Origin of the sequence: Bacillus sp. FSL H7-0578, from assembly GCF_038630855.1 — a bacterium.
GTDB classification, from domain to species: domain Bacteria; phylum Bacillota; class Bacilli; order Bacillales; family Bacillaceae; genus Bacillus; species Bacillus safensis.
This window is the reverse complement of the sequence record NZ_CP152045.1, coordinates 3,295,068-3,319,358: the sequence shown is the minus strand read 5'-3', so window position 1 is coordinate 3,319,358 and position 24,291 is coordinate 3,295,068. Positions and strand designations below refer to the sequence as shown.

Here is a 24,291-nt window from a genome sequence, read left to right as displayed (position 1 = left end):
GCGGCTGCTCTTCTTTATGAAACCGTCTCTTTTTCAAATGGCTGTAGGAGGTCTTGTGCTTTTTTCCCCTCCACGACAATTAAGTAGTCAGATTCTAAATGAGTGAGCCTGAAGGTTTCAAGCTCTACGATGTTCTTAATGCTGCACATTGTCTTTTTAGAATACACATATAAACGATGCTGAGCCTGCTGGCACTTTTCATAAAGAGAAATAAGCTTATGTAAATTCAACGCTTTCGCAGCGATTCGGATTGAATAGATTTGAGACATCTTCATATCCTCCTGTTAATTACTTTCTCACAATAGCTTTGTTACCCCCATTTGCACAAAGGTAAACCTTTCTCTATGTTTTCCACTCAATGGTTCCCCCGCCCGTCCGCCGATTGCCCCTTATCGCTGACAGCTCTTCGACTAGACGGAGCAGAGCTTGATCCTTTAATTTTGCTTCAATCATGAAATCTACATCACGACCATACGGTTTTAATGCTTGAAAAAGCGGTAAGACAAAGTTCATATCTACTCCATCTGCATGACTGCGTATGGCTTTTTCTGATTTAGGTGAAGACAAATGGATTTTGGGCGGAATGCCAGTGTTTGTCCATGTGTCGAACATTCTTGGCAGGATGTCATCGAGTGCGGCATCATCATCTTTATTTGCCACATGATGATGGTAATCAAAAACAAACGGAATGTCATGCTTTTCACATACACCAAGCGTTTCCAACGACGTATATGTTTTGTCATCGTTCTCAAGTGTCATTCTCGCTTTGATATGAGCTGGAAGTTGTTTGATATTTTCATCAAAGCGTTGAAGAGCCGATTCTTTATCGCCGTACGCCCCGCCTACATGAATGTTCATGTAGCCTTCCTTATCGAGCTTCATCGCCTCAAGCATTTGATAATGGTACGTCATATCGATGACGGCATTTTCTGTAATCGAAGGTTTTGGGCTGGTAAACAAGGTGAATTGATTGGGGTGAAAGCTGACCCGTAAGCCGTGCCGCTTTACCAGCTTGCCGATCTCAAGAAATTCTTTGTGAAAAGGTGTCACAAAGTCCCAGCGCACCTCTGGATGGGTCGCGAGCGGGACGATCGAGCTTGAAAAACGGTAAAGCGGGATATCATGAGCAATGGCGAAATAAAGCGTTCTTAATGTATTCACGAGATTGGCTTTTGTTGTTCGCAATAAAGCCTCTTTTCTTTCTTCCTTAGCGAGCTTGCTGTATCTAGCAAAGGTCAGCGACTTGGCAGGAGAAGCTTCCCACAAGGTGACGGCATTGGATACATAACCAAATCGAAAACGCATAGGTCATCTCCTTTATAAAAAATACGAGAACATGGCGGCAACCCACTCAAGCGGCCGTGTGAAAAGCGGGCGCTTTGACAATGTTTCTTCTGTCAAGATCTCAGAAACCTCCATATGCTCCCGAATCTTTTCTTCTACGTGTGCAGTAAAAGCGGGATCATCAATGGCTACATCTACTTCTTCGTTTAAAAACAAGCTGCGTTTATCAAAATTCGCGGTACTGATCATACAGCGGCTGTAATCAATCAAAATGGCTTTCGAATGATAAAACCCTTTATAAAAACGATAAACAAGACATCCAGAGGCAATGAGGTCCTTCAAATAATGAAAGCCAGCCTCTTTGACAAGTGGATGATCCGCTTTCATTGGAATGATGATTTCAACTGTGACGCCCCGCTTTCGTGCATCAAGCAGCGCCTTCAGAAGAGGGGAAGATGGAATAAAATAAGGCGTACAGATGATGATTTGTTTCTTCGCCTGCTCAATATCTTGGAGAAATAAAGCTTCTAAAGAAAAGCCAGCAGTCGCGCGTGTTGTGCATTGTAATGTTCCCGGTTCCAATGCAGGGAAAACCTCATATTGCAGCTGATGAATACCAGACGACCGGTACAAATCATTCAGAAATACATGCTGGAGATCTGCGACAACCTGTCCAGTCATCCGCAAATGATAATCCTTCCAAATGCCAAACCGGCCTTTCTTTCCAACATATTCATCGCCTATATTAAATCCGCCAATATAGCCAATTTTCCCATCAATCACCGTGATTTTACGGTGATTTCTCATGTTTAAACGGTAAATCAAAAAAGGAAAACGAGGCTTATTTAAAAAGTAAAATTGAATGCCGCTTCTTTCTAGCATGTCAATCGCCTTTTGATCAAACGGATAGGAGCCTAATCGGTCGGTCAGCAAAAAGACGGAAACGCCTTGCTCCGCTTTGGCTTTCAATGCTTGTAAGACCCTTTGACCAATCTTGTCGTTCTTTACAATAAAGAACATCATATGAATAGAAGAAGAGGCCTGCTGTATATCGGTAATCAGCTGATCGAAAAATGGTTCGCCATCATGATAAAAGGCAGCATCGCCGCTTGTTTGGTCAAAAGACCGTTCAAATGCGTGAGTAGAAAAATATTTCCTTCCCATATAAAGGTCTAACATCACGAGCAAAACGATGGCAATGAGTACGAGTAGGATGATCAATGCGATCATGAAACTTCCTCCTTTTTTGCATATTTCAATAGTGTACCCAAACGTGTAAAAAATATTGACTGAATACTCATTCATTATTTATGATAGAGGTACAACATGGAAACGGAACAAAGAGGGTTTTGGGGAATGAAAGGGGGAGCAAGATGAATAGCCTTTTAATCATCAACTTGATCGCATTTGCGGCGGTGACCGCTTACGCTCTGTATTTGTTTGTTTATCTCATTCGAACACGAGCGGCGTATATTCGTCTTGGTAAAAAAGAAGAGTTTCAACAAGACATGAAGAAACGCTTAGAGCGTGTTTGGGTCAACGTATTTGGGCAAAAGAAGCTGTTAAAGGACAAGAAGAGCGGCATCATTCATGTGCTGTTTTTCTACGGATTTATCCTCGTACAGTTCGGAGCCCTTGATTTTATTCTGAAGGGGCTTATTCCAGACAGCGGGCTTCCTTTAGGTCCGGTGTACGGGGTCTTTACGTTTTTCCAAGAGGTGGTCACACTTCTCATTTTAGTGGCCGTTGTATGGGCTTTCCATAGAAGATACGTGGAAAAGCTTGTCCGTTTAAAACGAGGCTTCAAATCGGGACTAGTGCTTTTATTTATTGGCGGCTTAATGCTGACAGTCTTACTTGGGAATGGCATGAACATCATCTGGCATGGACACTCTCTATCACCAACTGAGCCAATCGCTTCTGGTATTGCCTTCTTGCTGGGCGGAATTTCACCTCTTGCGGCTGCGATTGTTTTTTATGCCGCATGGTGGGTGCATCTTCTTATTTTGCTGACATTCTTAGTATACGTTCCTCAGTCAAAGCACGCCCATCTGATTGCAGGGCCTGTGAACGTATTTGTCAGCAGATTAGACCCGCCAGGCAAGCTGCAAAAAATTGATTTTGAAGATGAGTCACAAGAGACCTTCGGTGTAGGAAAAATTGAAGACTTCCGTCAGTCTCAGTTGATCGATCTTTATGCCTGTGTGGAATGCGGGCGCTGCACGAATATGTGCCCGGCAACAGGGACAGGGAAGATGCTGTCTCCGATGGATTTGATATTAAGGTTAAGAGATCATTTAACCAATAAAGGGGCCGCTATTACATCAAAGACACCTTGGGTCCCGCAGCTTGCCTTCAAACAGACAACAGGAAACCAGCTGGCACTGCAGGCGAGAGGAGCAGGTGCGGAAGAGTCGGCTGCCAGCTCGATATATCATCCTTCTCTTATTGGAGAGGTCATTACAGAAGAAGAAATCTGGGCATGTACGACGTGCCGAAACTGTGAAGACCAATGCCCTGTCATGAATGAACACGTTGATAAGATTATTGATATGCGCAGATATCTTGTCTTGACTGAAGGGAAAATGGACGCAGATGCACAGCGTGCCATGACAAGCATTGAGCGCCAAGGGAACCCGTGGGGATTGAACCGGAAAGAAAGAGAAAATTGGCGTGAACTGAGAGAAGATGTGCATGTGCCGACAGTGAAAGAGCTGAAAAAAGCAGAGCAAACCTTTGATTATTTATTCTGGGTTGGTTCAATGGGGGCATATGACAATCGAAGCCAAAAGATTGCACTTGCCTTTGCAAAGCTCCTCAATGAAGCGGGAGTATCCTTTGCCATCCTAGGCAATAAAGAGAAAAACTCAGGCGATACGCCAAGAAGACTCGGCAACGAATTTTTATTCCAAGAGCTTGCTGCAAAAAACATTGAAGAATTCCAGAAAAACGGCGTCACAAAGATCGTCACGATTGATCCACACGCCTATAACTTATTTAAAAATGAATACCCAGACTTCGGACTTGAGGCAGAAGTATACCATCATACAGAATTACTGGCAGAGTTAGTGAAAGAAGGGAAAATAACACCTGTACATGAAGTGAACGAAGTGATTACCTTCCACGACTCTTGCTACCTAGGCAGATATAACGAAGTGTACGACCCGCCAAGAGACATTTTAAAAGCCATTCCAGGTGTGACGCTGAAAGAAATGGAGCGCAACCGTGAAACTGGTATGTGCTGCGGAGCAGGCGGGGGCTTAATGTGGATGGAAGAAGAGACGGGTACCCGGATTAACACTGCACGAACGGAGCAGGCGTTACAGGTCCAGCCGTCCATCATCAGCTCAGGGTGTCCTTATTGCTTAACGATGCTGGGAGATGGGACGAAGGCGAAGGAAGTAGAGGAGCAGGTAGGCACATTTGATGTCGCCGAACTTCTTGAAAAATCAGTGTTTGGTGAGCCTGGAAAGCAGGTGTCGTAAACATGAATGGCCGATGAATAGGATGTTCATCGGCTTATCCATGGCGCTGTTTCATCAGCTGCCTAAATCATATGTAAGCGGTAACAAACGGGGAGGGGCATATATGAGTACGACGGTCATTGTATCTGGAGCAAGAACACCATTTGGGAAACTAGGCGGCGCTCTCAGTGGTTTGACTGCCGCAGAACTAGGCGGTATAGCGATCAAGGCTGCACTGGAAAGAGTTTCGGGTTCTCATGAAATAGATGAAGTCATCATGGGAAGTGTTTTACAAGGAGGACAAGGGCAGATTCCTTCAAGGCAAGCAGCAAGATATGCTGATCTTCCTTGGTCTGTTCCAACACAAACCATCAATAAAGTCTGTGCTTCAGGCATGCGCAGTGTGACCGCAGCAGATCAAATCATTCGAGCCGGAGATGCTGAGGTCATCGCAGCGGGCGGTATGGAATCCATGTCTCACGCTCCTTATCTGCTAAAAAAAGCGCGATGGGGCTACAAAATGGGTGATGGTGCAGTACAAGATGCGATGATTTTAGATGGATTGACCTGTTCGTTTACAGGCGTTCATATGGGTGAGTATGGAAGTATGGCTGCAAAGGAGCTCGGCATCACGCGCGAAGAGCAGGATCTGTGGGCACTCAGAAGTCATGAACGGGCCATCGAAGCGCAAAAAAACGGCTTTTTTCAACATGAAATCGCCCCCGTCACCGTCAAAATAAAAACGGGAGAACGGCTGATTACAGAAGATGAATCTCCGCGGCGTGATACGTCATATGAACGGCTGTCAAAGCTCATGCCTGTTTTTGATCAGAAGGGCACCATCACCGCTGGAAATGCACCAGGTGTCAATGATGGTGCAAGTGCGCTTCTTTTAATGAAAGACACGTATGCTGCACGGCATGACGTAAAGCCAATGGCAGTCGTTCTCGGTCATGCTCAGGTTGCTGTAGAGGCAAAGGATTTTCCGAAAACACCAGCCTTTGCCATCGAGAAGCTTTTAAAGAAAACAGGAAAGCGCCTAGAGGATATTGATTTGTTTGAAATCAATGAGGCCTTTTCAGCTGTGGCTTTGGCATGTGAAAAAATAACCGGGATCGACCGGCGGAAAATGAATATCAACGGAGGGGCTGTCGCACTCGGTCATCCGATTGGGGCAAGCGGAACACGCGTGATATTGACATTGATTCATGCATTAAGACAAAGAGGCGGAGGCATTGGCATTGCGGCGATTTGCAGCGGAGGCGGTCAAGGAGACGCCATCATGATAAAGGTAGATGAAAAGGGAGGCGTTTATTGATGAGTATAGAAGAGACCGTTATGGTCGTTGGGGCTGGTCAAATGGGATCAGGCATTGCCCAAGTGTTTGCTCAGTCAGGCTATACAGTCCTGCTCCATGATGTATCAGAAAAGCAGATTCATCGAGCGATCTCCTCCATGACCAAACAACTGACGAAGCGGGCAGAAAAAGGAAAGCTGGCACATCAGGCAGTCCGAGATATTACGCAGCGGCTTGCCGTTTCCACAGATTTAAAAGACATGCAACAGGCTCATTTAGTCATAGAAGCCGCATCAGAACAAATGAGTGTGAAAAAACAAATCTTTGAAACACTTGATCAATTTGCAGAGGCTGAGGCCATATTTGCGTCAAACACGTCGTCCTTGTCGATCACAGAATTAGCAGCTGTGACGAGCAGACCGGAGAAAGTGATTGGCATGCATTTTATGAATCCGGTTCCTGTCATGAAACTGGTTGAAGTCATTCGAGCGCTGCAAACGAGTGATGACACATATCAAGTTGTTTATGAAACAGCGAAGACATTAAACAAAACCCCAATTGAAGTGGAAGACTTCCCAGGGTTTGTATCAAACCGCATATTGATGCCAATGATCAATGAAGCCATTTACACCCTGTATGAAGGCGTAGCAGATGCAGAAAGCATTGATGGCGTGATGACACTTGGGATGAATCATCCAATGGGGCCGCTTCGTCTAGCTGATTTCATCGGACTGGATACATGTTTATTTATTATGAATACCCTTCACGAGGGACTTGGAGACAGCAAATATCGACCTTGTCCTCTTTTGAAAAAATACGTGAATGCAGGCTGGCTGGGCAAAAAGACAAAGAGAGGTTTTTACACATACCACGACCACTCATAGGGGGAGTCAAGATGGATGTTTTGCTTACGGATCAACAGCGTCTCTGGAGAGAACAGACAGCAGAATTTGCACGCCAGCATATATTCCCTGAAGTAGAAGCCATGGAACAAGGCCGGTTTCCAAACACCCTTTTAAGTGAAATGGGGCGGCAAGGCTATCTAGGGATTCCAATACCAGCTTCGTATCAAGGCTTAGGAGCAGATTTTACAACGTATATCATTGCAATCCATGAATTATCGAAAGTGAGTGCGACCATCGGTGTCATTGTGTCCGTTCATACATCTGTTGTGACGATGCCTATTTTGACTTTTGGAACGAAGGAACAAAAAGAAACTTATGTCCCGCCGCTTGCATCCGGGAAGAAGCTGGGCGCCTTTTGTCTGACTGAACCAAAGGCTGGATCAGATGCCTCCAGTATTCAGTTAAGAGCAGAGCGGATGGGCGGCGATTATGTATTAAATGGGACGAAAATCTTTATCACAAGCGGCGGAGAAGCAGAACTGTATCTTGTCTTTGCGGTGACCGATCCGGCTTCTGCGAGAAAAAATATATCGGCGTTCATTGTCGAGAAAGATACGCCGGGATTTACGATTGGAAAAGATGAGAAAAAGATGGGACTGCACGGTTCAAAAACAGTCACGCTTCATTTTGATGGCGTGCGGATTCCAAAAGATCAGCTGCTCGGTGCAGAAGGAGAGGGCTTTCAAATTGCCATGTCCAGCTTAAATGCAGGGAGAATCGGAATTGCGGCTCAAAGCCTTGGCATTGCAGAAGCCGCATTAACCGAGGCAGTGGTCTATTTAAAGCAGCATCCAGCAGGTCTTGAAACAACCATTCGGCTGGGCGATTTGGCGGCGAAGCTTGAGGCGGCAAAACTGCTCGTCTATCAAGCGGCTTCTTTCAAAGAGGCAAATCGACCGGTCACAAAGGAAGCATCAATGGCAAAGCTATTTGCGTCAAAAACGGCGGTGGAGATCAGTACAGAAGCGATCCATTTGCTAGGCATGGATGGTTATACGAATCGCTATCAAGCAGAACGTTACTTTCGTGATGCGAAAATTTGTGAAATCTATGAAGGAACAAGTGAAATTCAAAGGCTGGTCATCTGTAAACAGCTAATATGAAACGAGGTGGCTCACGATGCAGTTCCAATTAAGTGATGAACATGAAATGATTCAAAAAATGGTGAGAGACTTTGCGAAAAATGAAGTGGAGCCAACAGCAGCAGAACGAGACGAAACAGAGACATATGATCCATCTATTTTCCGCAAAATGGCGGAGCTCGGTTTAACGGGTATTCCTTGGCCGGAAGACGTGGGCGGAATTGGCAGTGACTATTTAGCCTACGTCATAGCAGTTGAGGAGCTTTCAAGAGTGTGCGCCTCTACAGGTGTCACCCTGTCCGCTCATACATCTCTTGCTTCATGGCCAATCTATACATTCGGAACAGATGAACAAAAGGAGACCTATTTAAAGCCGCTTGCAGAAGGGCAGAAGATAGGAGCATACGCGCTCACCGAGAGCGGTTCTGGTTCAGATGCCGGCGGAATGAAGACAACGGCCGTAAAGGCAGGCAGTGAATACGTCCTGAACGGGGCGAAAATTTTTATTACAAATGGAGGCATTGCAGATTATTATATTGTGTTTGCCGTCACAGACCAAGAAGCTTCGTCTCGAAATACAACTGCTTTTATTGTAGAAAAAGAGACACCTGGTTTTTCTGTTGGCAAAAAGGAAAGCAAACTGGGCATACGTTCATCGCCAACAACTGAAATTCGATTTGAAGATTGCCGAATTCATGAAAGGAACCGGCTCGGTCTAGAAGGAGAAGGGTTCAAAATAGCCATGATGACACTCGATGGCGGTAGAAACGGCATTGCTGCACAGGCGGTTGGGATTGCGCAAGGTGCTCTTGATGCGGCGGTTGATTATGCCAAGGAGCGTAAACAATTTGGCAAACCAATCATTCAGCAGCAAGGGATCGCCTTTAAACTGGCTGATATGGCCACAGCGATTGAAGCATCAAGGCTGCTTACTTACCAGGCGGCATGGCTCGAAACGAAAGGCCTCCCGTATGGAAAGGAATCAGCCATGTCCAAGCTCTTTGCCGGTGATACAGCGATGAAGGTGACGACAGAAGCGGTTCAAATCTTCGGCGGGTACGGCTACACAAAGGATTACCCAGTCGAACGATACATGCGAGATGCGAAAATCACTCAAATTTATGAAGGAACTCAGGAAATCCAGCGCCTGGTCATCTCAAGGAAATTGCTAGATATGTAGAAGCAAAAAAGACCACCCGACGTGAGGTGGTTTTTTGGGTGTGATTCATTAAGTTTAATTACTAGCATACTCCAAGGTCTTTTTTGTCTTAGGATTATGTCAGAAACAGGGAACGAGCTTTAACGTATGAGTGACTGGTAACTGATAAAGTGGTGAGTATTGATACATATGAATTGTCAATATGACTACTAAAGTATTAGACTTCATTCATCTTATAGCTATTACCTATATACAAGGTAATAGTCAGGTTTTCCTGAATTTAAGATCATTTCCAGTTTCGATCCATATTATATTGGCATTATGTTAAAATTGAGGAAATATAAATATGGGAGGTTATTATGACCACAACTACTACCATCTTAGCAATTGTAACTTTAGTGATATGGATCATGGTTTCCGCAGAACTTTCAAAGTCTTCAAAGAAAGATCACAATGAAAAAGAAAATAGCCGTAGAAAATTAATTGTTTTAATGTTTGCAGGTATTATATTGACCATAGCAATAGTCATTTCATTACTTCAGAAACTCTAGTTTTCACCATCTAATTTTTTGAAATATTATATAGTATAAGTAAAAATTGAGATAGTCATCTCTTAAAATGCTTGAGAAATATATAACAAATTCATCTCATTCATAAATGTGTGCAGAAAGTGTTTTAAATTAAATGGATTTCTAAAATGATGAATATGATTCTACCTACATAAATGAACAAAGTTTTTTTGCCTGATTATCTGTAATTAAAGAAAATACAAAAATGACTATAAAGATGTTTAATGCGAAAGTAGCTAGTATGATTTGTCATACGTTCAAAAATAAAGATTTGAATAAAAGGTATCTATTTTGATATCAAAGCGAAGTCGAGGCAGCTCAATAGGAGTGTCTCGATTTTTTGGAATTGAGGAAATTGATTCATTTTAACTAGGTAATTTAATCCACTTTATTCTTTTTTGACACCAATAAAAAAGGACTTACGTTGTGTTTTAGAGGATAGTATGTTTATCACATTTTCTAATATGTTACAATTTTTCAAAAGCTATGTTAGGAACTGATATGTTTCCAAAAATTAATCGATTCCAAATACATGATACGGTTTTTTTCTCCATAAGGACAATGTGTATGATTGTACATCATTTCATTTCTCTTGAATCCGAAATAAAATCAACTCTCTTTTACATCCATGACATGATCTTCAGCAATTTTTTTGAAATTTGGCTCTGCCTTTAACGAAGGTGAGTTCCGATTGTTAAAGAATATCTCAGTAATAATCGCAGAACCACAAGCAGAAATCTATCATCTCTTAAAAAAATATAAGTGATATTCCTTAAGTAAGTCATCATGAAAGTTTACCCGTCTCTAAGATTAGCACTGAAGATATGAAATGTGTGACAGTGATTATCAGAAATTCTGACTAGATTATATGGAATCAGAGCATTTTATGCTATTACATAAGTGCCCTGTAAAAATGGAAAATGTACGTAAATTCTGATAAAAGCTGATTATAAATACCTTGAATAAATATTACAAATTTTCCAAATAAATATTGAAATGTAATTTAATTCTTGCTAGACTAAAGAAGTAGTAAATAATCGAAGGAGGTCATATTATGACGAAAGCAACAGATTCTAAGTTTTATGCTTTATTATCGCTATCACTTCTTGCGGTAACATTAGTAGCTTTAGTGATTGGTAATGGTTCTTTGATTGCAGCAAATCTTGGTGTTAGTACTGCAACTGCGGCAACAGTAGTTAATTTCTTAGATACTTGGTCCTCAGTAGCGACAGTCATTACAATCGTTGGTGTTTTCACTGGCGTAGGAACAATTAGTTCAGGTGTAGCTGCTACTATTTTAGCTATCCTTAAGAAGCAAGGAAAGGCGAAAGCTGCTGCTTTTTAATCTCAAAAAAAAAATCATCTCAATCTTTATTGAGATGATTTTTTTTCCAAAAGTCAGGTGAAATGGCGTTCAATAGACAATGATTTAAAGCTAATTTAACGTTTTATGCCCATTGTGGATTGTAATAAAACATTAATTAGGAGGTAATTTTATGATGAAAGTAAAAAAACTTGGTTTAATCTCACTATTGTTATTTGCAGGTACAATGGCATCTTTAGTCGTTAGTAATGGTTCTTCGGTAGCGACAGTCATTACGAGCGTTGGCGTTTTCTTTGGGGTTGGGGTCATTAGTTCAGGTGTAGCTGCTGCTATTTTGGCTGTACTTAAAAAACAAGGAAAAGCCAAGGCTGCTGCTTTTTAAAATGACTTATGCATAAAATAAATAAGCTATTTAAAATATATGATCAAAGTATAATGGGGTATCTCAATTATATTGGGATGATTCTTTTTTCTTTCATTGTTATGGTAGCCTTGATTTTCTATCGGAATGAGATTCCCAGCACTTACCTAAACAGCTTTATTTTTATTTCAATATATATTGTAGCTACAGCTAATATTAATCGTTGTATATTACCGTATAGAAGACAGCAACCAGGCTTGGTTTTTATCTCTAAACAATTGTTGTTGAAACATTTATTCTTTACGATAAAAAAAGGATATTCAGTTCAATTACTTTTTGCTTGTTTCATCGCTTTAACCTTTTTGCTAGTAGAAAAACAATATGTCATTATGATACTAGCTCTTGTGGTCGTAATGCTTTCTTTTGCATCTCAATTATTGTCTGGTCTATTCAATATCATAAATAGAATACTCCTTTTGTTACAATTTTGGTATATCATAACGTCCGTATTTGAAGTAGTGATGATACTGCAAATAGTACAGGCTCTTCTTATTTACATTTACATAAGTAATTCTCATAGGATACCTTTGACAACTGGACTTACCTTTCTAAAAAGTGCGAATAAGCAACATAGGTATGGAAATATTCTGTATTTATTTTTGTCTTATATCACTAGTAATAAGATATTAATGATCTTAATAGGCGTATTAGTATCAGTGCTTACTTATTTCGCTCAATCCTTCTTAACGAAACTAGAAAATCTGCCTGCACTCATTTTGGTCTATATAAACTTTATCACGATCTTAGAAATCCTAATAGGTTCGAAAAAGGAAGAGATTGTGCTTGATAAAGCAAGAGTCGAGACCCTGCAAGCTTCATTGATTGTGAGTCCGTACGAGAGATTTAAATCCAGTACGATTTATTTACTATGTCTTGTACTGATTTTTGTCAGTGTGTGTGGAATTGTCGGAGTAATGATAAACACATCCGATTTCTCAATTATTCTAAAAAATACGTTATCGCTTCCTTTAATCATCTTTATTGGGGTCGTATATTTCAGAAAAACAGAACTATTAATCAATGATTATGAACATAAGTTACTGAAGCTATCCTTGCCGATTTTATTACTCATATGTATTACAATTTTCACAATCACTTCATGAAAAGAGGAGGAAAATGATACATAAAAGATTGAAATATTTTTTGTGGTACTACTCTATCTACTGTATTTTGCTGATAGGTACAGGGATTTATCTTGGGAATATAGTCAACAAAGATTTATTTGAAGCAGCACCGCCAAGTTCGGGCCAGGAATTTATGTCTGTAGTCCTGACACATAACTTAACGAACTTTGCCATGTACTTACTGGGGTTCTTGTTGTCGCCTATATTTCAAATAATGGATTTTGGAGGTTCATCCTTCGTCATTACGATGGGTTTTCGAACGCTAGGAGCACAAGAAGCTTTAGGTAAACTAATTCCTCATGGGCTATTAGAATTTCCGAATATGTTGTTTTATCAAGGAATAAGCCAGTATGTGCTTTTCACACTAATTTATACGAAATCAATTAAAGCTGCTTTAGGTGTCATGAAAAAAATGATTCCTTATTATCTGTTATCGTTAGTCATCCTAATAATAGCTGCTTTTATTGAAGGGTATGATTCTTTATTATTTTCTATCATTAACAATCATAGATGGTTTTATTGAAGACTCTATATGAAAGAGAAGGGGATTCAAGTGGGATTAGAATTTGTAGAATGTACGAAGAAGTTCAAAGACAATATCATACTAGATAAAGTGAATTTTTCAGTTCCATCAGGTCTCTTTCATTTAGTGGGGCGAAATGGTGCAGGTAAAAGCACTCTCCTTAAAATGATAGCTGGTCTAGATAAGAGATACTCTGGAGATATTGAGATAAACAAAGAATCGACTCTTTATTTAAATGTTGATCCAATTGGCATTCACCCATTTACAATTAGAGAAAACCTAGAGATTCTGTGGAATACGTTTCATATTGTACCGACTGAAGAACAATTGGGTATTGTGAATGATTTTTTTGATGGTAACCTAGATGGTTCGTATAGCAGAGCATCTACAGGTATGAAAGCGAAGGTAGGATTATCTTTATTGTTCGTAAAAGATTGGAAAACCATTCTAATTGATGAAACCATGTCATCACTAGATTCAGAGAGTATAGATATGCTATCTGAGAGGCTAGTGAATCTTTCTATTGAAAAGATTTCCACCATCATTTATGTTTCCCATAGCATGGTGAATAAGCGCTTAAACGATCATTCAAGCATTATGAGTATAGGAGATGGGAGGCTATTATGGAACAACGTCCAAGAATGACATCACTGATATCAATGGTCATTTTTATTCTGGCCAATTATTATTTCGTTACTTTTACTATTGAATTGAATGGCTACATTTCGAAACTAGATGATTTAAGAGCTTTGTTAGAGGATATGTCCTATGAAACGATGCTGAATCTAATTGTTGTCATTACAACAATTCTCACCACCATCAGTCTCTTAGTACAATATCTCATCGCTAAATTCCTATTAATGCTCTTTGCTCCCGAGGTTAAGAGTCATTTGTTTTATGCTCTGATTCCTAAAATTATCATTATGTTTATTAATGTAATATGTATGGGGATCTTGCAAATACATAGCTTATGGCTGTACATCTTCATGGCACTTATAGGAGCAATGTTGATCTTGTTCTTTTTTCAATATAAAAAAGAGAACTGGAAAGCATCGATTCTCTTTGCGGCACCATTTATTATAGATGCTTTAATTTCCCTAGGAAAAGAAATAGTCGCTGTACTGTAATGAATAATAATTAGAGGATGAACTGAATACAAGCTGCCATTATAGGTACACGTAAACTTAATCCGTTGACGTGTACCTTTTTATAAGTTTTATAAAGAATGGACAATCACTTTGTTCAAACGATAGCTAAATTTTATTCATTCAACAGTGCAGCCTCTAATTTTCCAATTTTTTCGTTTAGAATGAATAGAACAGCAAACAAAAGCATGCCGTATACAAGAAACAGTCCAATTTCACGCAGGGGAAGACCAAAAGGCGCTACTCGTGAGAAAAAATCAAAAATTAACATCAATAAAGGTGGCATAAACTCCCCTAATTTGTTTATAATGAGAGGTATGGTTTGTCGTAAGAATAAGGTATAAATACTTATTATTTCACTGATAAATGGATACATACATGTAATAGAAAGGGAGTGTCTGACCTTGAGTTTGAAAGAATACTCACAGGAACAGCTCAAACAAATGTCTTTAGTTGAACTTGCTTATGAAATTTTCAGAGACAGCAAAACACCAATTACGTTTTCCGAGTTAATAGATGAAATTATCCGTTTGCAAGGAATACAAAAATCCGATCTTGATGATCGACTTGCTCAATTTTATACAGACTTAAATATAGATGGCCGCTTTATTTCGTTAGGTGATCAGAGATGGGGACTTCGCAGCTGGTATCCAGTTGATCAAATCGAAGAAGAAGTTCAGCCAGCTGTGAAAACAAAAGCGAAAAAGAAAAAATCAAAAGCAGCTGTCGTTGAAGACGACTTCGATGAGATCGAAGAGGAAGAAGAAATCGACGAGCTTGAAGAAGACCTTGACCTTGTTGAAGACGACGATGATCTCGACCTAGACGATGATGAAGAAATTGAAGAAGATCTTGAAGACTTCGACGAAGATGACGATGAAGATGATGACGGCTTAACGGAGATTGATGAAGACGATTTAGACGATGATGAGGAAGACAAATAACCCTCTCAAACCGGTCTTCAAAACAGGACAAAACCGTCTTGACTTTCGAGAGCGAACTATGTAGTATGTATTTTGGGCTCTCTAAAAAAGAGTACGTAAAGATACGTTCATTTACGCTCCCTTTCATTTATTTGAAAGGGAGCTTTCTTATTTTTCAAGAGATTTAGGGATACACTCTAAAAAGGATGAAGCTGTGCATGTCTAGACATGCAAGGGTAAAAAAGAGAGGAGCATACGAAATGACAAAGTATATTTTTGTAACAGGAGGAGTTGTTTCCTCACTTGGAAAAGGAATCACGGCTGCATCGTTAGGCCGCCTTCTGAAAAATAGAGGGATGGATGTCACCATTCAAAAATTCGATCCATACATCAACGTAGACCCAGGGACAATGAGTCCATACCAGCACGGTGAAGTTTTTGTCACAGATGATGGTGCTGAAACAGACCTTGACTTAGGTCACTACGAGCGTTTCATTGATATTAACTTAAATAAGTACAGCAACGTCACAACTGGTAAAATCTACTCTACTGTTCTGAAGAAAGAGCGCCGCGGTGACTACTTAGGTGGAACAGTACAGGTCATTCCCCACATTACAAATGAAATCAAAGACCGTGTGTACCGTGCCGGAAAAGAAACGGGTGCAGATGTGGTCATTACAGAAATCGGCGGAACAGTAGGAGATATCGAATCCCTTCCATTCCTTGAAGCCATTCGTCAAATGAAGAGTGACATCGGCCGTGAAAACGTGATGTACATTCATTGTACCCTTGTTCCTTACATCCGTGCAGCAGGTGAATTGAAAACAAAACCAACACAGCATAGTGTGAAAGAACTTCGCAGTCTTGGTATTCAGCCAAATGTCATTGTGGTCAGAACGGAAATGCCATTGGCACAAGATATGAAGGACAAAATTGCGCTATTTTGTGATATTGATACAAAAGCTGTTATTGAATGTCAGGATGCAGACACGCTATATTCCATTCCGCTTGATTTACAAAAACAAGGGCTGGACAAGCTAGTATGTGAACATATGAAACTTGACTGCCAAGATGCGGACATGACGGAGTGGACAGCGCTTGTTGATAAAGTGCAAAACCTTTCGAAACAAGTCACAATTGGTCTTGTAGGGAAGTATGTTGAGCTGCAAGATGCTTATATTTCTGTCGTTGAATCACTTCGTCATGCTGGTTATGCGTTTGATGCAGATGTTCAAATTAAATGGATCAATGCAGAAGAAGTGACAGCAGAGAATATCGCTGATTTCGTACAAGATGTGGACGGCATTATTGTTCCTGGAGGCTTCGGAGACCGCGGAGTAGAAGGGAAAATCATTGCTACACAATATGCCCGTGAAAACAAAGTGCCATTCTTCGGAATCTGCTTAGGAATGCAAGTGGCATCTATCGAATACGCGAGAAACGTATTAGGCCTTGAGGGAGCTCATTCAGCGGAAATTGATCCTGAAACAGCATTCCCAATCATTGACCTTCTTCCAGAACAGAAGGATGTAGATGATCTAGGCGGAACACTTCGTCTCGGTCTATACCCTTGTAAATTAAATGAAGACTCGAAAGCATTTGCTGCATACAATGACGAAGTGGTCTACGAACGCCACCGCCATCGCTACGAGTTTAATAACGAATACAGACAGCAAATGGAAGCAGCAGGCTTTGTCTTCTCTGGTACAAGCCCAGATGGACGTCTTGTTGAAATTATCGAGCTGAAGGATCACCCTTGGTTCCTTGCTTCTCAGTTCCACCCAGAATTCGTTTCAAGACCGACAAGACCACAGCCATTATTTAGAGATTTCGTTGGTGCTTCACTTCAAGCATCTGAATCAAAATAAAACAAAAAACTGCCGGGAATATCACTTCTCGGCAGTTTTTTTATTCATATTCCTCGACGATTTCCTTCACAGTAAACGATAGAGCGTGGTAGACGTATAAGCAGGTCATTAAAGCAGGATAACCAAACCTTGTCCCATCTTCAGCGGGCACAAGCGGTTTCTTGAGCTGGAAATCAATGTGGACATCACAATGCTCTTCAATCGTAGACGGCTCCTTTTGTGCCGGCCCTACACCAACAACGGGCGTACCTTGTTCGTGCAGTTCTTTTGCAAGAGATTGAATTTCTTGATCTTCTGGGTCTGAATAAAATAGCAGCACCCTGTCACTTGGATGAAGTAAGCTGCGCTCCTTTTGATCGAGCGGCAGCACCTTTGCACCTGGAAACGGCTCCTTGCTTTCAGATGCTTCTAGGGCGACAGCAGCCAGTTCATTCTTTCCGTGAAAATAAACGGCATGTCCACTGACAACAGCCTGTGCAAGAAGGCGTGCACCGTCCTCAATCGCTTCAGCCTGTTTTTCTCCAATACGTGAAAAAATACCTGATAACTGGGTCGTAAAAATTTTTAACAAGACTCATTTCCTCCTTCGGTCAGATCATTTTATAATAGAATATAAAGAGAATATTAGGAAAAATGCTCAGAAAATGTCGTAAAGTAAACTATTATAATTAAAGGAAATGTGAAAATCAAACAGAATTATTTAACAACAGCTCTTTTTATGGCGAAAAATGAAAGCAATGGGGTGTAACAGATGAATGAGAAAATTTTAATTGTCGATGATCAGTACGGTATTAGAATATTATTGAATGAAGTGTTTCATAAAGAAGGCTATCAAACCTTCCAAGCTGCCAATGGACTACAGGCATTAGATATTGTGAAAAACCATAGACCGAACCTTGTCCTGCTTGATATGAAAATCCCCGGAATGGATGGTATCGAAATTTTAAAACGGATGAAATTAATTGATGAAGACATCCGTGTCATTATTATGACAGCCTATGGCGAATTAGATATGATCCAAGAATCCAAAGAACTCGGTGCATTGACGCACTTCGCTAAACCTTTTGATATTGATGAAATCCGAGATGCTGTCAAAGAATACCTGCCGCTTGAAACAAATGGCTAGATGGAAATGATTGAATCGAGTCATTCTGTTGCCGATTTGTCGAATAATTGGTATCCTAGAAAGGAAGAAGAAAGCGATCTGACTTTGAAAGTTTACATATGGCGAGAAATTCTGGTCATGCTAGGGTGGAGAGCTTTTTTTAGCAAGCAAATTAGCTACATAGGGAGGATTTTTCATCATGCCTTTAGTTTCAATGACAGAAATGTTGAAAGACGCAAAGGAAAAAGGTTACGCTGTTGGACAGTTTAACTTAAATAACTTAGAATTCACGCAAGCGATTTTACAAGCTGCTGAAGAAGAGAAATCTCCTGTTATCTTAGGAGTATCTGAAGGAGCAGGACGCTACATGGGCGGCTTCAAAACAGTTGTCGCAATGGTTAAAGCGTTAATCGAAGAATATAATGTAACAGTTCCTGTTGCGATTCATTTAGATCACGGTTCAAGCTTTGAATCTTGTGCAAAAGCGATTCATGCAGGATTTACTTCTGTCATGATCGATGCTTCTCACCACCCATTCGATGAGAATGTGGAAACAACTGCGAAAGTCGTTGAACTTGCACATTTCCATGGTGTGTCTGTAGAAGCTGAACTTGGAACTGTTGGTGGGCAAGAAGATGACGTCATCGCTGAAGGCGTTATTTATGCTGATCCAAAAGAGTGCCAAGAGCTTGTAGAACGCACTGGTATTGACTGCCTTGCACCTGCATTAGGTTCAGTACATGGTCCGTACAAAGGTGAACCAAACCTTGGTTTCGCTGAAATGGAAGAAATCGGTAAAACAACTGGTCTTCCACTTGTTCTTCACGGCGGAACAGGTATCCCAACTGCTGACATCAAGCGTGCAATTTCACTTGGTACAGCAAAAATCAATGTAAACACTGAAAACCAAATTGCTTCTGCGAAAGCAGTACGCGAAACACTTGCTGCAAAAACAGAAGAGTATGATCCACGTAAATATCTTGGACCAGCTCGTGACGCAATTAAAGCGACTGTTATCGGCAAAATGCGCGAATTTGGTTCTTCTAACCAAGCATAATTTGATGAGAACCGAAAGCCGCCTGAGTCACAGGCGGTTTTCTCCATATCTTGAGAAAGCGCAATCAAATTTACATTTCAGACAATTTATTGATAGGAGAGTGGCACAGTTATGTTATTTTTCGTAGATACAGCGAATATTGAGGACATCAAAGAGGCGCACGAGCTTGGCATTTTAGCAGGCGTCACAACAAACCCTAGTTTAGTAGCGAAAGAAAAGGACGTATCATTCCACGACCGCCTTCGCGAAATCACTGACGTGGTATCAGGTTCTGTCAGTGCAGAAGTGATTTCCCTAAAAGCAGAGGAAATGATTGAAGAAGGAAAAGAGCTTGCTGCCATCGCACCAAATATTACGGTCAAAATTCCAATGACTACAGATGGCCTTAAAGCTGTCAAAGCATTAACAGACCTTGGAATTAAAACAAACGTCACATTGATTTTTAGTGCAAACCAGGCACTTCTTGCAGCTAGAGCTGGTGCGACGTATGTTTCTCCATTCCTTGGCCGCTTAGATGACATTGGCCAAAATGGTCTTGATCTCATCAGTGAAGTGAAAACTATTTTTGATGTTCATGGATTAGATACACAAATCATTGCTGCATCTATTCGTCATCCGCAGCATGTGACAGAAGCTGCGCTTAGAGGTGCTCATATCGGCACAATGCCGCTGAAAGTCATCAAGCAGCTGACGAAACATCCATTAACGGATGCAGGCATTGAGCAATTTTTAGCAGACTGGAATAAATAAATGATTGTGGCAGGCGGGATCGTCTCTCGTTTGCCCCAGTTTTCCTTATAAACGCTAAGAAATGTTTTGTGCAAAGAAGAGAACATCACAGCCTCGCAAAGCTTCGATTATTTTTCTTCCGACAAATTTCGTTTAACCTGTATTCTTTCTCTTGATATTGGCTAAATTTTGGACAAGACCTTTTAAAGCGCGACATCCACAAACAGTATAACTCCAACAGTGATCTTCTTTAAGAAGGGAGACAAATATGGAAAAGTTAAACATTGCCGGCGGTGATCCCTTGCGCGGGACCGTACATATTAGTGGTGCGAAAAATAGTGCTGTGGCACTGATTCCTGCCACGATTCTCGCTGATTCTCCAGTAACCATTGAAGGCCTTCCGCATATATCAGATATCGACACATTACGGGATCTGTTAGAAGAAATTGGCGGAAAGGTCACTTTTGAAAAAGGTGAAATGGTTGTTAATCCTGTTTCCATGATCAGTATGCCGCTTCCTAATGGAAAAGTGAAGAAACTGCGTGCATCCTATTATTTAATGGGCGCCATGCTGGGCAGATTTAAGCAGGCTGTCATCGGACTGCCAGGAGGATGCCACTTAGGGCCTAGGCCGATCGATCAGCATATCAAAGGCTTTGAAGCACTTGGAGCCGAGGTGACAAACGAGCAGGGTGCAATTTATTTGCGTGCTGAAAAATTAGTCGGAGCCCGGATTTATCTTGATGTTGTCAGTGTAGGTGCGACGATCAACATCATGCTGGCAGCCGTACTGGCTGAAGGAAAAACCGTGATTGAAAATGCTGCAAAGGAACCCGAAATTATTGATGTAGCGACACTGCTTGCAAGCATGGGGGCCAAAATCAAAGGTGCGGGTACCGATGTCATTCGAATCGAAGGTGTAGAATCTCTTCATGGCTGTAAGCATTCAATCATCCCTGACCGCATCGAAGCAGGAACATTTTTAATAGCTGGTGCAGCGATGGGGGATGAAGTTGTACTTGATAATGTGATCCCAACTCATTTAGAATCAATTACGGCGAAACTTAGAGAAATGGGGTTCACCATTGAAACGAGCAACGATCAGATGCTGATCGTTGGCAGAAACGAAGGACTCAAGCCTGTCGATATCAAAACCCTTGTGTATCCGGGCTTTCCGACTGACCTTCAGCAGCCGATGACGGCGCTGTTAACAAAAGCGAAAGGCACGAGTGTGGTCACAGATACGATCTACTCAGCACGCTTTAAGCACATTGACGAATTGCGCCGAATGGGTGCAAACATGAAGGTCGAAGGAAGATCTGCTATTATTACCGGACAAACGCAGCTCCAAGGAGCAAAGGTCAAAGCAAGTGATCTGCGTGCAGGCGCTTGTCTTGTTGTCGCAGGGTTAATGGCAGACGGTGTGACCGAAATCACAGGGCTTGAACATATAGACAGAGGATATAGTTTGCTTGAGAAGAAGCTTGAAGGCTTGGGTGCAACCATCTGGCGTGAAAAGCTGAATGACCAAGAAATAGAAGAACTTCAAAATTCATAAGGCTTTGACTGTGAGAGGAGATTTGGGCAAAAATGGAAAGAAGTTTATCGATGGAACTAGTACGGGTGACAGAAGCAGCAGCATTAAAATCTGCCCGTTGGATGGGAAGAGGATTAAAAGACGAAGCGGATGATGCTGCAACAAGTGCAATGCGTGATGTATTTGACACCATTCCGATGAAGGGGACAGTGGTCATTGGCGAAGGAGAAATGGACGAAGCACCAATGCTTTATATTGGGGAAAAGCTTGGGAACGGATATGGACCTCGCGTGGATGTCGCTGTTGATCCATTAGAAGGAACAAACATTGTGGCAAGCGGCGGCTGGAATGCCTTAGCTGTCATTGCAGTTGCAGATCATGGCAATCTGCTGAATGCACCTGATATGTACATGGATAAGATCGCAGTAGGTCCAGAAGCGGTAGGCTGCATCGACATTGAAGCGCCTGTCATTGATAATCTTCGCGCTGTTGCAAAAGCAAAAAACAAAGATATTGAAGATGTGGTTGCAACGATTTTAAACAGAGATCGACATGAGAAAATTATTGCTGAACTGAGAGAAGCAGGAGCAAGAATTAAACTGATCGACGATGGTGACGTTGCAGGAGCCATTAATACAGCATTTGATCACACAGGTGTTGATATTCTATTTGGTTCAGGCGGAGCGCCTGAGGGTGTCCTTTCTGCTGTTGCGTTAAAGGCACTTGGTGGCGAAATTCATGGTAAGCTTCTTCCTCAAAGTGAAGAAGAACTCAGACGCTGTGAGAAAATGGGGCTGGATGTTGGGAAAGTCCTCAGAATGGAAGATCTCGTAAAAGGAGATGACGCCATTTTTGCAGCGACAGGTGTAACGGACGGCGAATTACTTAAAGGTGTTCAATTCAAAGGCTCTGTTGGAACAACACATAGTGTTGTCATGCGTGCGAAATCAGGTACGGTTCGTTTCGTAGACGGCAGACACAGCTTAAAGAAAAAACCGAATCTTGTCATTCGTCCGTAATCTGAAAGCGGGTATTCATTACCCGCTTTTCATATAGGTGTCAAATGTATATCATTTTCTTTTAAAAGTTGAATATTCTCTGCAAATGAGGTAAAACTAAAGAGTGCTGCGAAATTTTCTGCGAATTTACTTCTTTTAAGCTTCAACAAGTTTAAATACTGCCGCATCATGACGATATACTCATTATCCTTCTCTATGTTGACAAAGCTCTATTTCACATTGTTCCTATCTTTCACGATAAAACGAGTGGGAGCGTTACCATCAGAGCGAGGTCATTCCAACAACAACGGAATTAAAAGCTAATCAAATACAATGGTCATGCATTTGTAAAGAAATACATTGACTAGAAAAGTGTGGTGTCCATATTGAAAGATGTTTCGATTTCATCTTTGGAAAATATGAAATTAAAAGAGCTGTATGAGTTAGCAAAGCGATACAAAATCTCTTATTACAGCAAACTAACAAAAAAGGAATTAATTTTTGCCATCTTAAAGGCGAACGCTGAGCAAGAGGATCTCTTATTTATGGAAGGGGTTCTTGAAATTATTCAGTCTGAGGGATTTGGTTTCTTAAGACCGATTAACTACTCCCCAAGTTCTGAAGACATTTATATTTCAGCTTCACAAATCAGACGCTTTGATTTACGAAATGGAGATAAAGTGTCTGGAAAGGTACGACCTCCAAAAGAAAATGAACGCTACTATGGCCTCCTTCATGTAGAAGCGGTAAATGGGGACGACCCAGAATCAGCAAAGGAACGTGTTCACTTTCCTGCACTCACACCGCTATTTCCTGACCGCCAAATGATTCTTGAAACACAGCCTAATCACCTGTCTACTAGAATTATGGACATGATGGCGCCAGTTGGATTTGGACAGCGTGGTTTAATCGTTGCACCGCCTAAGGCTGGAAAAACCATTTTGCTTAAAGAAATTGCCAACAGCATTTCTGAAAATCACCCAGAGGCAGAGCTGATTGTCCTTTTGATTGACGAACGCCCAGAAGAAGTAACAGATATCGAACGTTCTGTTGCAGGGGATGTTGTTAGTTCAACCTTTGACGAAGTACCGGAAAACCACATTAAAGTAGCAGAGCTTGTCTTAGAGCGTGCTATGCGTCTTGTTGAACATAAGAAAGATGTCATCATCTTAATGGACAGCATCACAAGGCTTGCTCGTGCATACAACCTTGTGATTCCGCCAAGCGGCCGAACGCTTTCAGGCGGTATTGATCCTGCGGCTTTCCATCGTCCAAAACGATTCTTTGGTGCTGCGCGTAACATTGAAGAAGGCGGAAGCTTGACGATTTTAGCCACTGCACTTGTTGATACAGGATCACGTATGGATGACGTGATTTATGAAGAGTTTAAAGGAACTGGGAACATGGAGCTTCATTTGGACCGTTCTTTGGCCGAAAGAAGAATTTTCCCTGCGATCGACATTCGCCGTTCTGGTACGAGAAAAGAAGAACTGCTTGTGCCAAAAGAGCATCTTGATCGTTTATGGGCGATGAGAAAATCGATGTCAGATACACCTGACTTCGCTGAGAAGTTCATGCGCAAAATGAGAAAAACAAAGACAAACCAAGAATTTTTCGATATTTTAACGCAAGAATGGAAACAAGCCAATATGTCTGCATCAAGAAGATAGCTTCCCTGAAAAAATACATTTGCAATCATAGACTCACACTGTTATAATTTTATCATGTGCGTTTCAGAATTTATTTCTGAGATATTAACTCTGTTTCCGAATTGGAT

The 24,291-nt window shown here is 41.3% G+C and carries 25 protein-coding genes; 20 read left to right on the top strand and 5 right to left on the bottom strand.

Going from position 1 to position 24,291, the window contains the following annotated elements; translation table 11 throughout:
- Positions 1–14 precede the first annotated feature (14 nt).
- The 3 genes from MHB41_RS17090 to cls all read right to left on the bottom strand — a co-directional run bounded on the left by MHB41_RS17090 (position 15) and on the right by cls (position 2,514).
- Entirely contained in the window at positions 15–269 is a 255-nt protein-coding gene (locus MHB41_RS17090) for a general stress protein (RefSeq protein ID WP_073207741.1), read from the bottom strand.
- A 73-nt stretch (positions 270–342) separates the two neighbouring features.
- Positions 343–1,305 carry a UV DNA damage repair endonuclease UvsE gene (gene uvsE / locus MHB41_RS17085; RefSeq protein ID WP_217008686.1) on the bottom strand — a complete coding sequence of 321 codons (963 nt, stop codon included), beginning with the start codon at positions 1,303–1,305 and terminating at the stop codon, positions 343–345.
- Positions 1,306–1,317: 12 nt separating this feature from the next.
- Positions 1,318–2,514, bottom strand: a complete 1,197-nt coding sequence (gene cls, locus MHB41_RS17080; protein WP_176967144.1) for a cardiolipin synthase — start codon at positions 2,512–2,514, stop codon at positions 1,318–1,320.
- A gap of 143 nt (positions 2,515–2,657) precedes the next feature.
- On the opposite strand from cls, the gene MHB41_RS17075 reads away from it, so the two are divergent.
- From MHB41_RS17075 to MHB41_RS17020, 12 genes are all read left to right on the top strand, one after another.
- Complete coding sequence (locus MHB41_RS17075; protein ID WP_070326125.1) at positions 2,658–4,769, top strand: heterodisulfide reductase-related iron-sulfur binding cluster; 2,112 nt, start codon at positions 2,658–2,660, stop codon at positions 4,767–4,769.
- 103 nt (positions 4,770–4,872) lie between these two features.
- A complete protein-coding gene (locus tag MHB41_RS17070; RefSeq protein WP_217008687.1) occupies positions 4,873–6,066 on the top strand; it encodes an acetyl-CoA C-acetyltransferase in 1,194 nt (397 codons plus the stop codon).
- Positions 6,066–6,929: a 3-hydroxybutyryl-CoA dehydrogenase gene (locus MHB41_RS17065; protein ID WP_217008688.1), complete on the top strand. Its 864-nt coding sequence runs from the start codon at positions 6,066–6,068 to the stop codon at positions 6,927–6,929. Before MHB41_RS17070 ends, MHB41_RS17065 begins: the two co-directional genes overlap by 1 nt.
- 11 nt (positions 6,930–6,940) lie before the next feature.
- Positions 6,941–8,053: an acyl-CoA dehydrogenase family protein gene (locus MHB41_RS17060; RefSeq protein WP_081124973.1), complete on the top strand. Its 1,113-nt coding sequence runs from the start codon at positions 6,941–6,943 to the stop codon at positions 8,051–8,053.
- Between the two features lie 16 nt (positions 8,054–8,069).
- The gene (locus MHB41_RS17055) at positions 8,070–9,212 is read left to right on the top strand and encodes an acyl-CoA dehydrogenase (protein ID WP_081124971.1); all 1,143 of its coding nucleotides are present in this window, start codon (positions 8,070–8,072) and stop codon (positions 9,210–9,212) included.
- A 338-nt stretch (positions 9,213–9,550) separates the two neighbouring features.
- Positions 9,551–9,742, top strand: a complete 192-nt coding sequence (locus tag MHB41_RS17050) for a hypothetical protein (RefSeq protein WP_025093874.1) — start codon at positions 9,551–9,553, stop codon at positions 9,740–9,742.
- Positions 9,743–10,814: 1,072 nt separating this feature from the next.
- Positions 10,815–11,105 carry an uberolysin/carnocyclin family circular bacteriocin gene (locus MHB41_RS17045; RefSeq protein ID WP_025093875.1) on the top strand — a complete coding sequence of 97 codons (291 nt, stop codon included), beginning with the start codon at positions 10,815–10,817 and terminating at the stop codon, positions 11,103–11,105.
- 151 nt (positions 11,106–11,256) lie between these two features.
- Positions 11,257–11,466 carry an uberolysin/carnocyclin family circular bacteriocin gene (locus MHB41_RS17040; RefSeq protein WP_217008689.1) on the top strand — a complete coding sequence of 70 codons (210 nt, stop codon included), beginning with the start codon at positions 11,257–11,259 and terminating at the stop codon, positions 11,464–11,466.
- A 695-nt stretch (positions 11,467–12,161) separates the two neighbouring features.
- Positions 12,162–12,608 carry a hypothetical protein gene (locus MHB41_RS17035; RefSeq protein WP_236626615.1) on the top strand — a complete coding sequence of 149 codons (447 nt, stop codon included), beginning with the start codon at positions 12,162–12,164 and terminating at the stop codon, positions 12,606–12,608.
- A gap of 13 nt (positions 12,609–12,621) precedes the next feature.
- Complete coding sequence (locus MHB41_RS17030) at positions 12,622–13,152, top strand: stage II sporulation protein M (RefSeq protein WP_025093878.1); 531 nt, start codon at positions 12,622–12,624, stop codon at positions 13,150–13,152.
- Positions 13,153–13,182: 30 nt separating this feature from the next.
- Positions 13,183–13,797: an ATP-binding cassette domain-containing protein gene (locus MHB41_RS17025; RefSeq protein ID WP_025093879.1), complete on the top strand. Its 615-nt coding sequence runs from the start codon at positions 13,183–13,185 to the stop codon at positions 13,795–13,797.
- Positions 13,776–14,279: a hypothetical protein gene (locus MHB41_RS17020; RefSeq protein WP_217008691.1), complete on the top strand. Its 504-nt coding sequence runs from the start codon at positions 13,776–13,778 to the stop codon at positions 14,277–14,279. The genes MHB41_RS17025 and MHB41_RS17020 overlap by 22 nt, the downstream gene beginning before the upstream one ends.
- Before the next feature lie 133 nt (positions 14,280–14,412).
- On the opposite strand, the gene MHB41_RS17015 is transcribed toward MHB41_RS17020, so the two are convergent.
- Positions 14,413–14,583: a hypothetical protein gene (locus MHB41_RS17015; RefSeq protein ID WP_217008692.1), complete on the bottom strand. Its 171-nt coding sequence runs from the start codon at positions 14,581–14,583 to the stop codon at positions 14,413–14,415.
- 118 nt (positions 14,584–14,701) lie between these two features.
- Between MHB41_RS17015 and rpoE the strand changes: the two genes are divergently transcribed.
- Complete coding sequence (rpoE, locus tag MHB41_RS17010) at positions 14,702–15,241, top strand: DNA-directed RNA polymerase subunit delta (protein ID WP_034281231.1); 540 nt, start codon at positions 14,702–14,704, stop codon at positions 15,239–15,241.
- Between the two features lie 239 nt (positions 15,242–15,480).
- A complete protein-coding gene (gene pyrG, locus MHB41_RS17005; RefSeq protein ID WP_034281230.1) occupies positions 15,481–17,088 on the top strand; it encodes a CTP synthase (glutamine hydrolyzing) in 1,608 nt (535 codons plus the stop codon).
- A gap of 40 nt (positions 17,089–17,128) precedes the next feature.
- Here the strand turns inward: pyrG and MHB41_RS17000 are convergent, their stop codons facing one another.
- Positions 17,129–17,659: a DUF2529 domain-containing protein gene (locus MHB41_RS17000; protein WP_046312941.1), complete on the bottom strand. Its 531-nt coding sequence runs from the start codon at positions 17,657–17,659 to the stop codon at positions 17,129–17,131.
- Between the two features lie 180 nt (positions 17,660–17,839).
- On the opposite strand from MHB41_RS17000, the gene MHB41_RS16995 reads away from it, so the two are divergent.
- The 6 genes from MHB41_RS16995 (at position 17,840) to rho (ending at position 24,184) form a co-directional block, all read left to right on the top strand.
- Positions 17,840–18,214, top strand: a complete 375-nt coding sequence (locus MHB41_RS16995; protein ID WP_003214681.1) for a response regulator — start codon at positions 17,840–17,842, stop codon at positions 18,212–18,214.
- Positions 18,215–18,392: 178 nt separating this feature from the next.
- The gene (locus MHB41_RS16990; RefSeq protein WP_024423748.1) at positions 18,393–19,250 is read left to right on the top strand and encodes a class II fructose-bisphosphate aldolase; all 858 of its coding nucleotides are present in this window, start codon (positions 18,393–18,395) and stop codon (positions 19,248–19,250) included.
- A 111-nt stretch (positions 19,251–19,361) separates the two neighbouring features.
- Positions 19,362–20,000, top strand: coding sequence for a fructose-6-phosphate aldolase (fsa, locus tag MHB41_RS16985; RefSeq protein WP_024426351.1), 639 nt, complete (start codon positions 19,362–19,364; stop codon positions 19,998–20,000).
- A 247-nt stretch (positions 20,001–20,247) separates the two neighbouring features.
- Positions 20,248–21,537 carry a UDP-N-acetylglucosamine 1-carboxyvinyltransferase gene (locus MHB41_RS16980; RefSeq protein WP_024423746.1) on the top strand — a complete coding sequence of 430 codons (1,290 nt, stop codon included), beginning with the start codon at positions 20,248–20,250 and terminating at the stop codon, positions 21,535–21,537.
- A 32-nt stretch (positions 21,538–21,569) separates the two neighbouring features.
- Positions 21,570–22,535, top strand: a complete 966-nt coding sequence (gene glpX, locus MHB41_RS16975) for a class II fructose-bisphosphatase (protein ID WP_012011567.1) — start codon at positions 21,570–21,572, stop codon at positions 22,533–22,535.
- A gap of 365 nt (positions 22,536–22,900) precedes the next feature.
- A complete protein-coding gene (gene rho / locus MHB41_RS16970) occupies positions 22,901–24,184 on the top strand; it encodes a transcription termination factor Rho (protein WP_008354975.1) in 1,284 nt (427 codons plus the stop codon).
- The last annotated feature ends 107 nt before the right edge of the window (positions 24,185–24,291 follow it).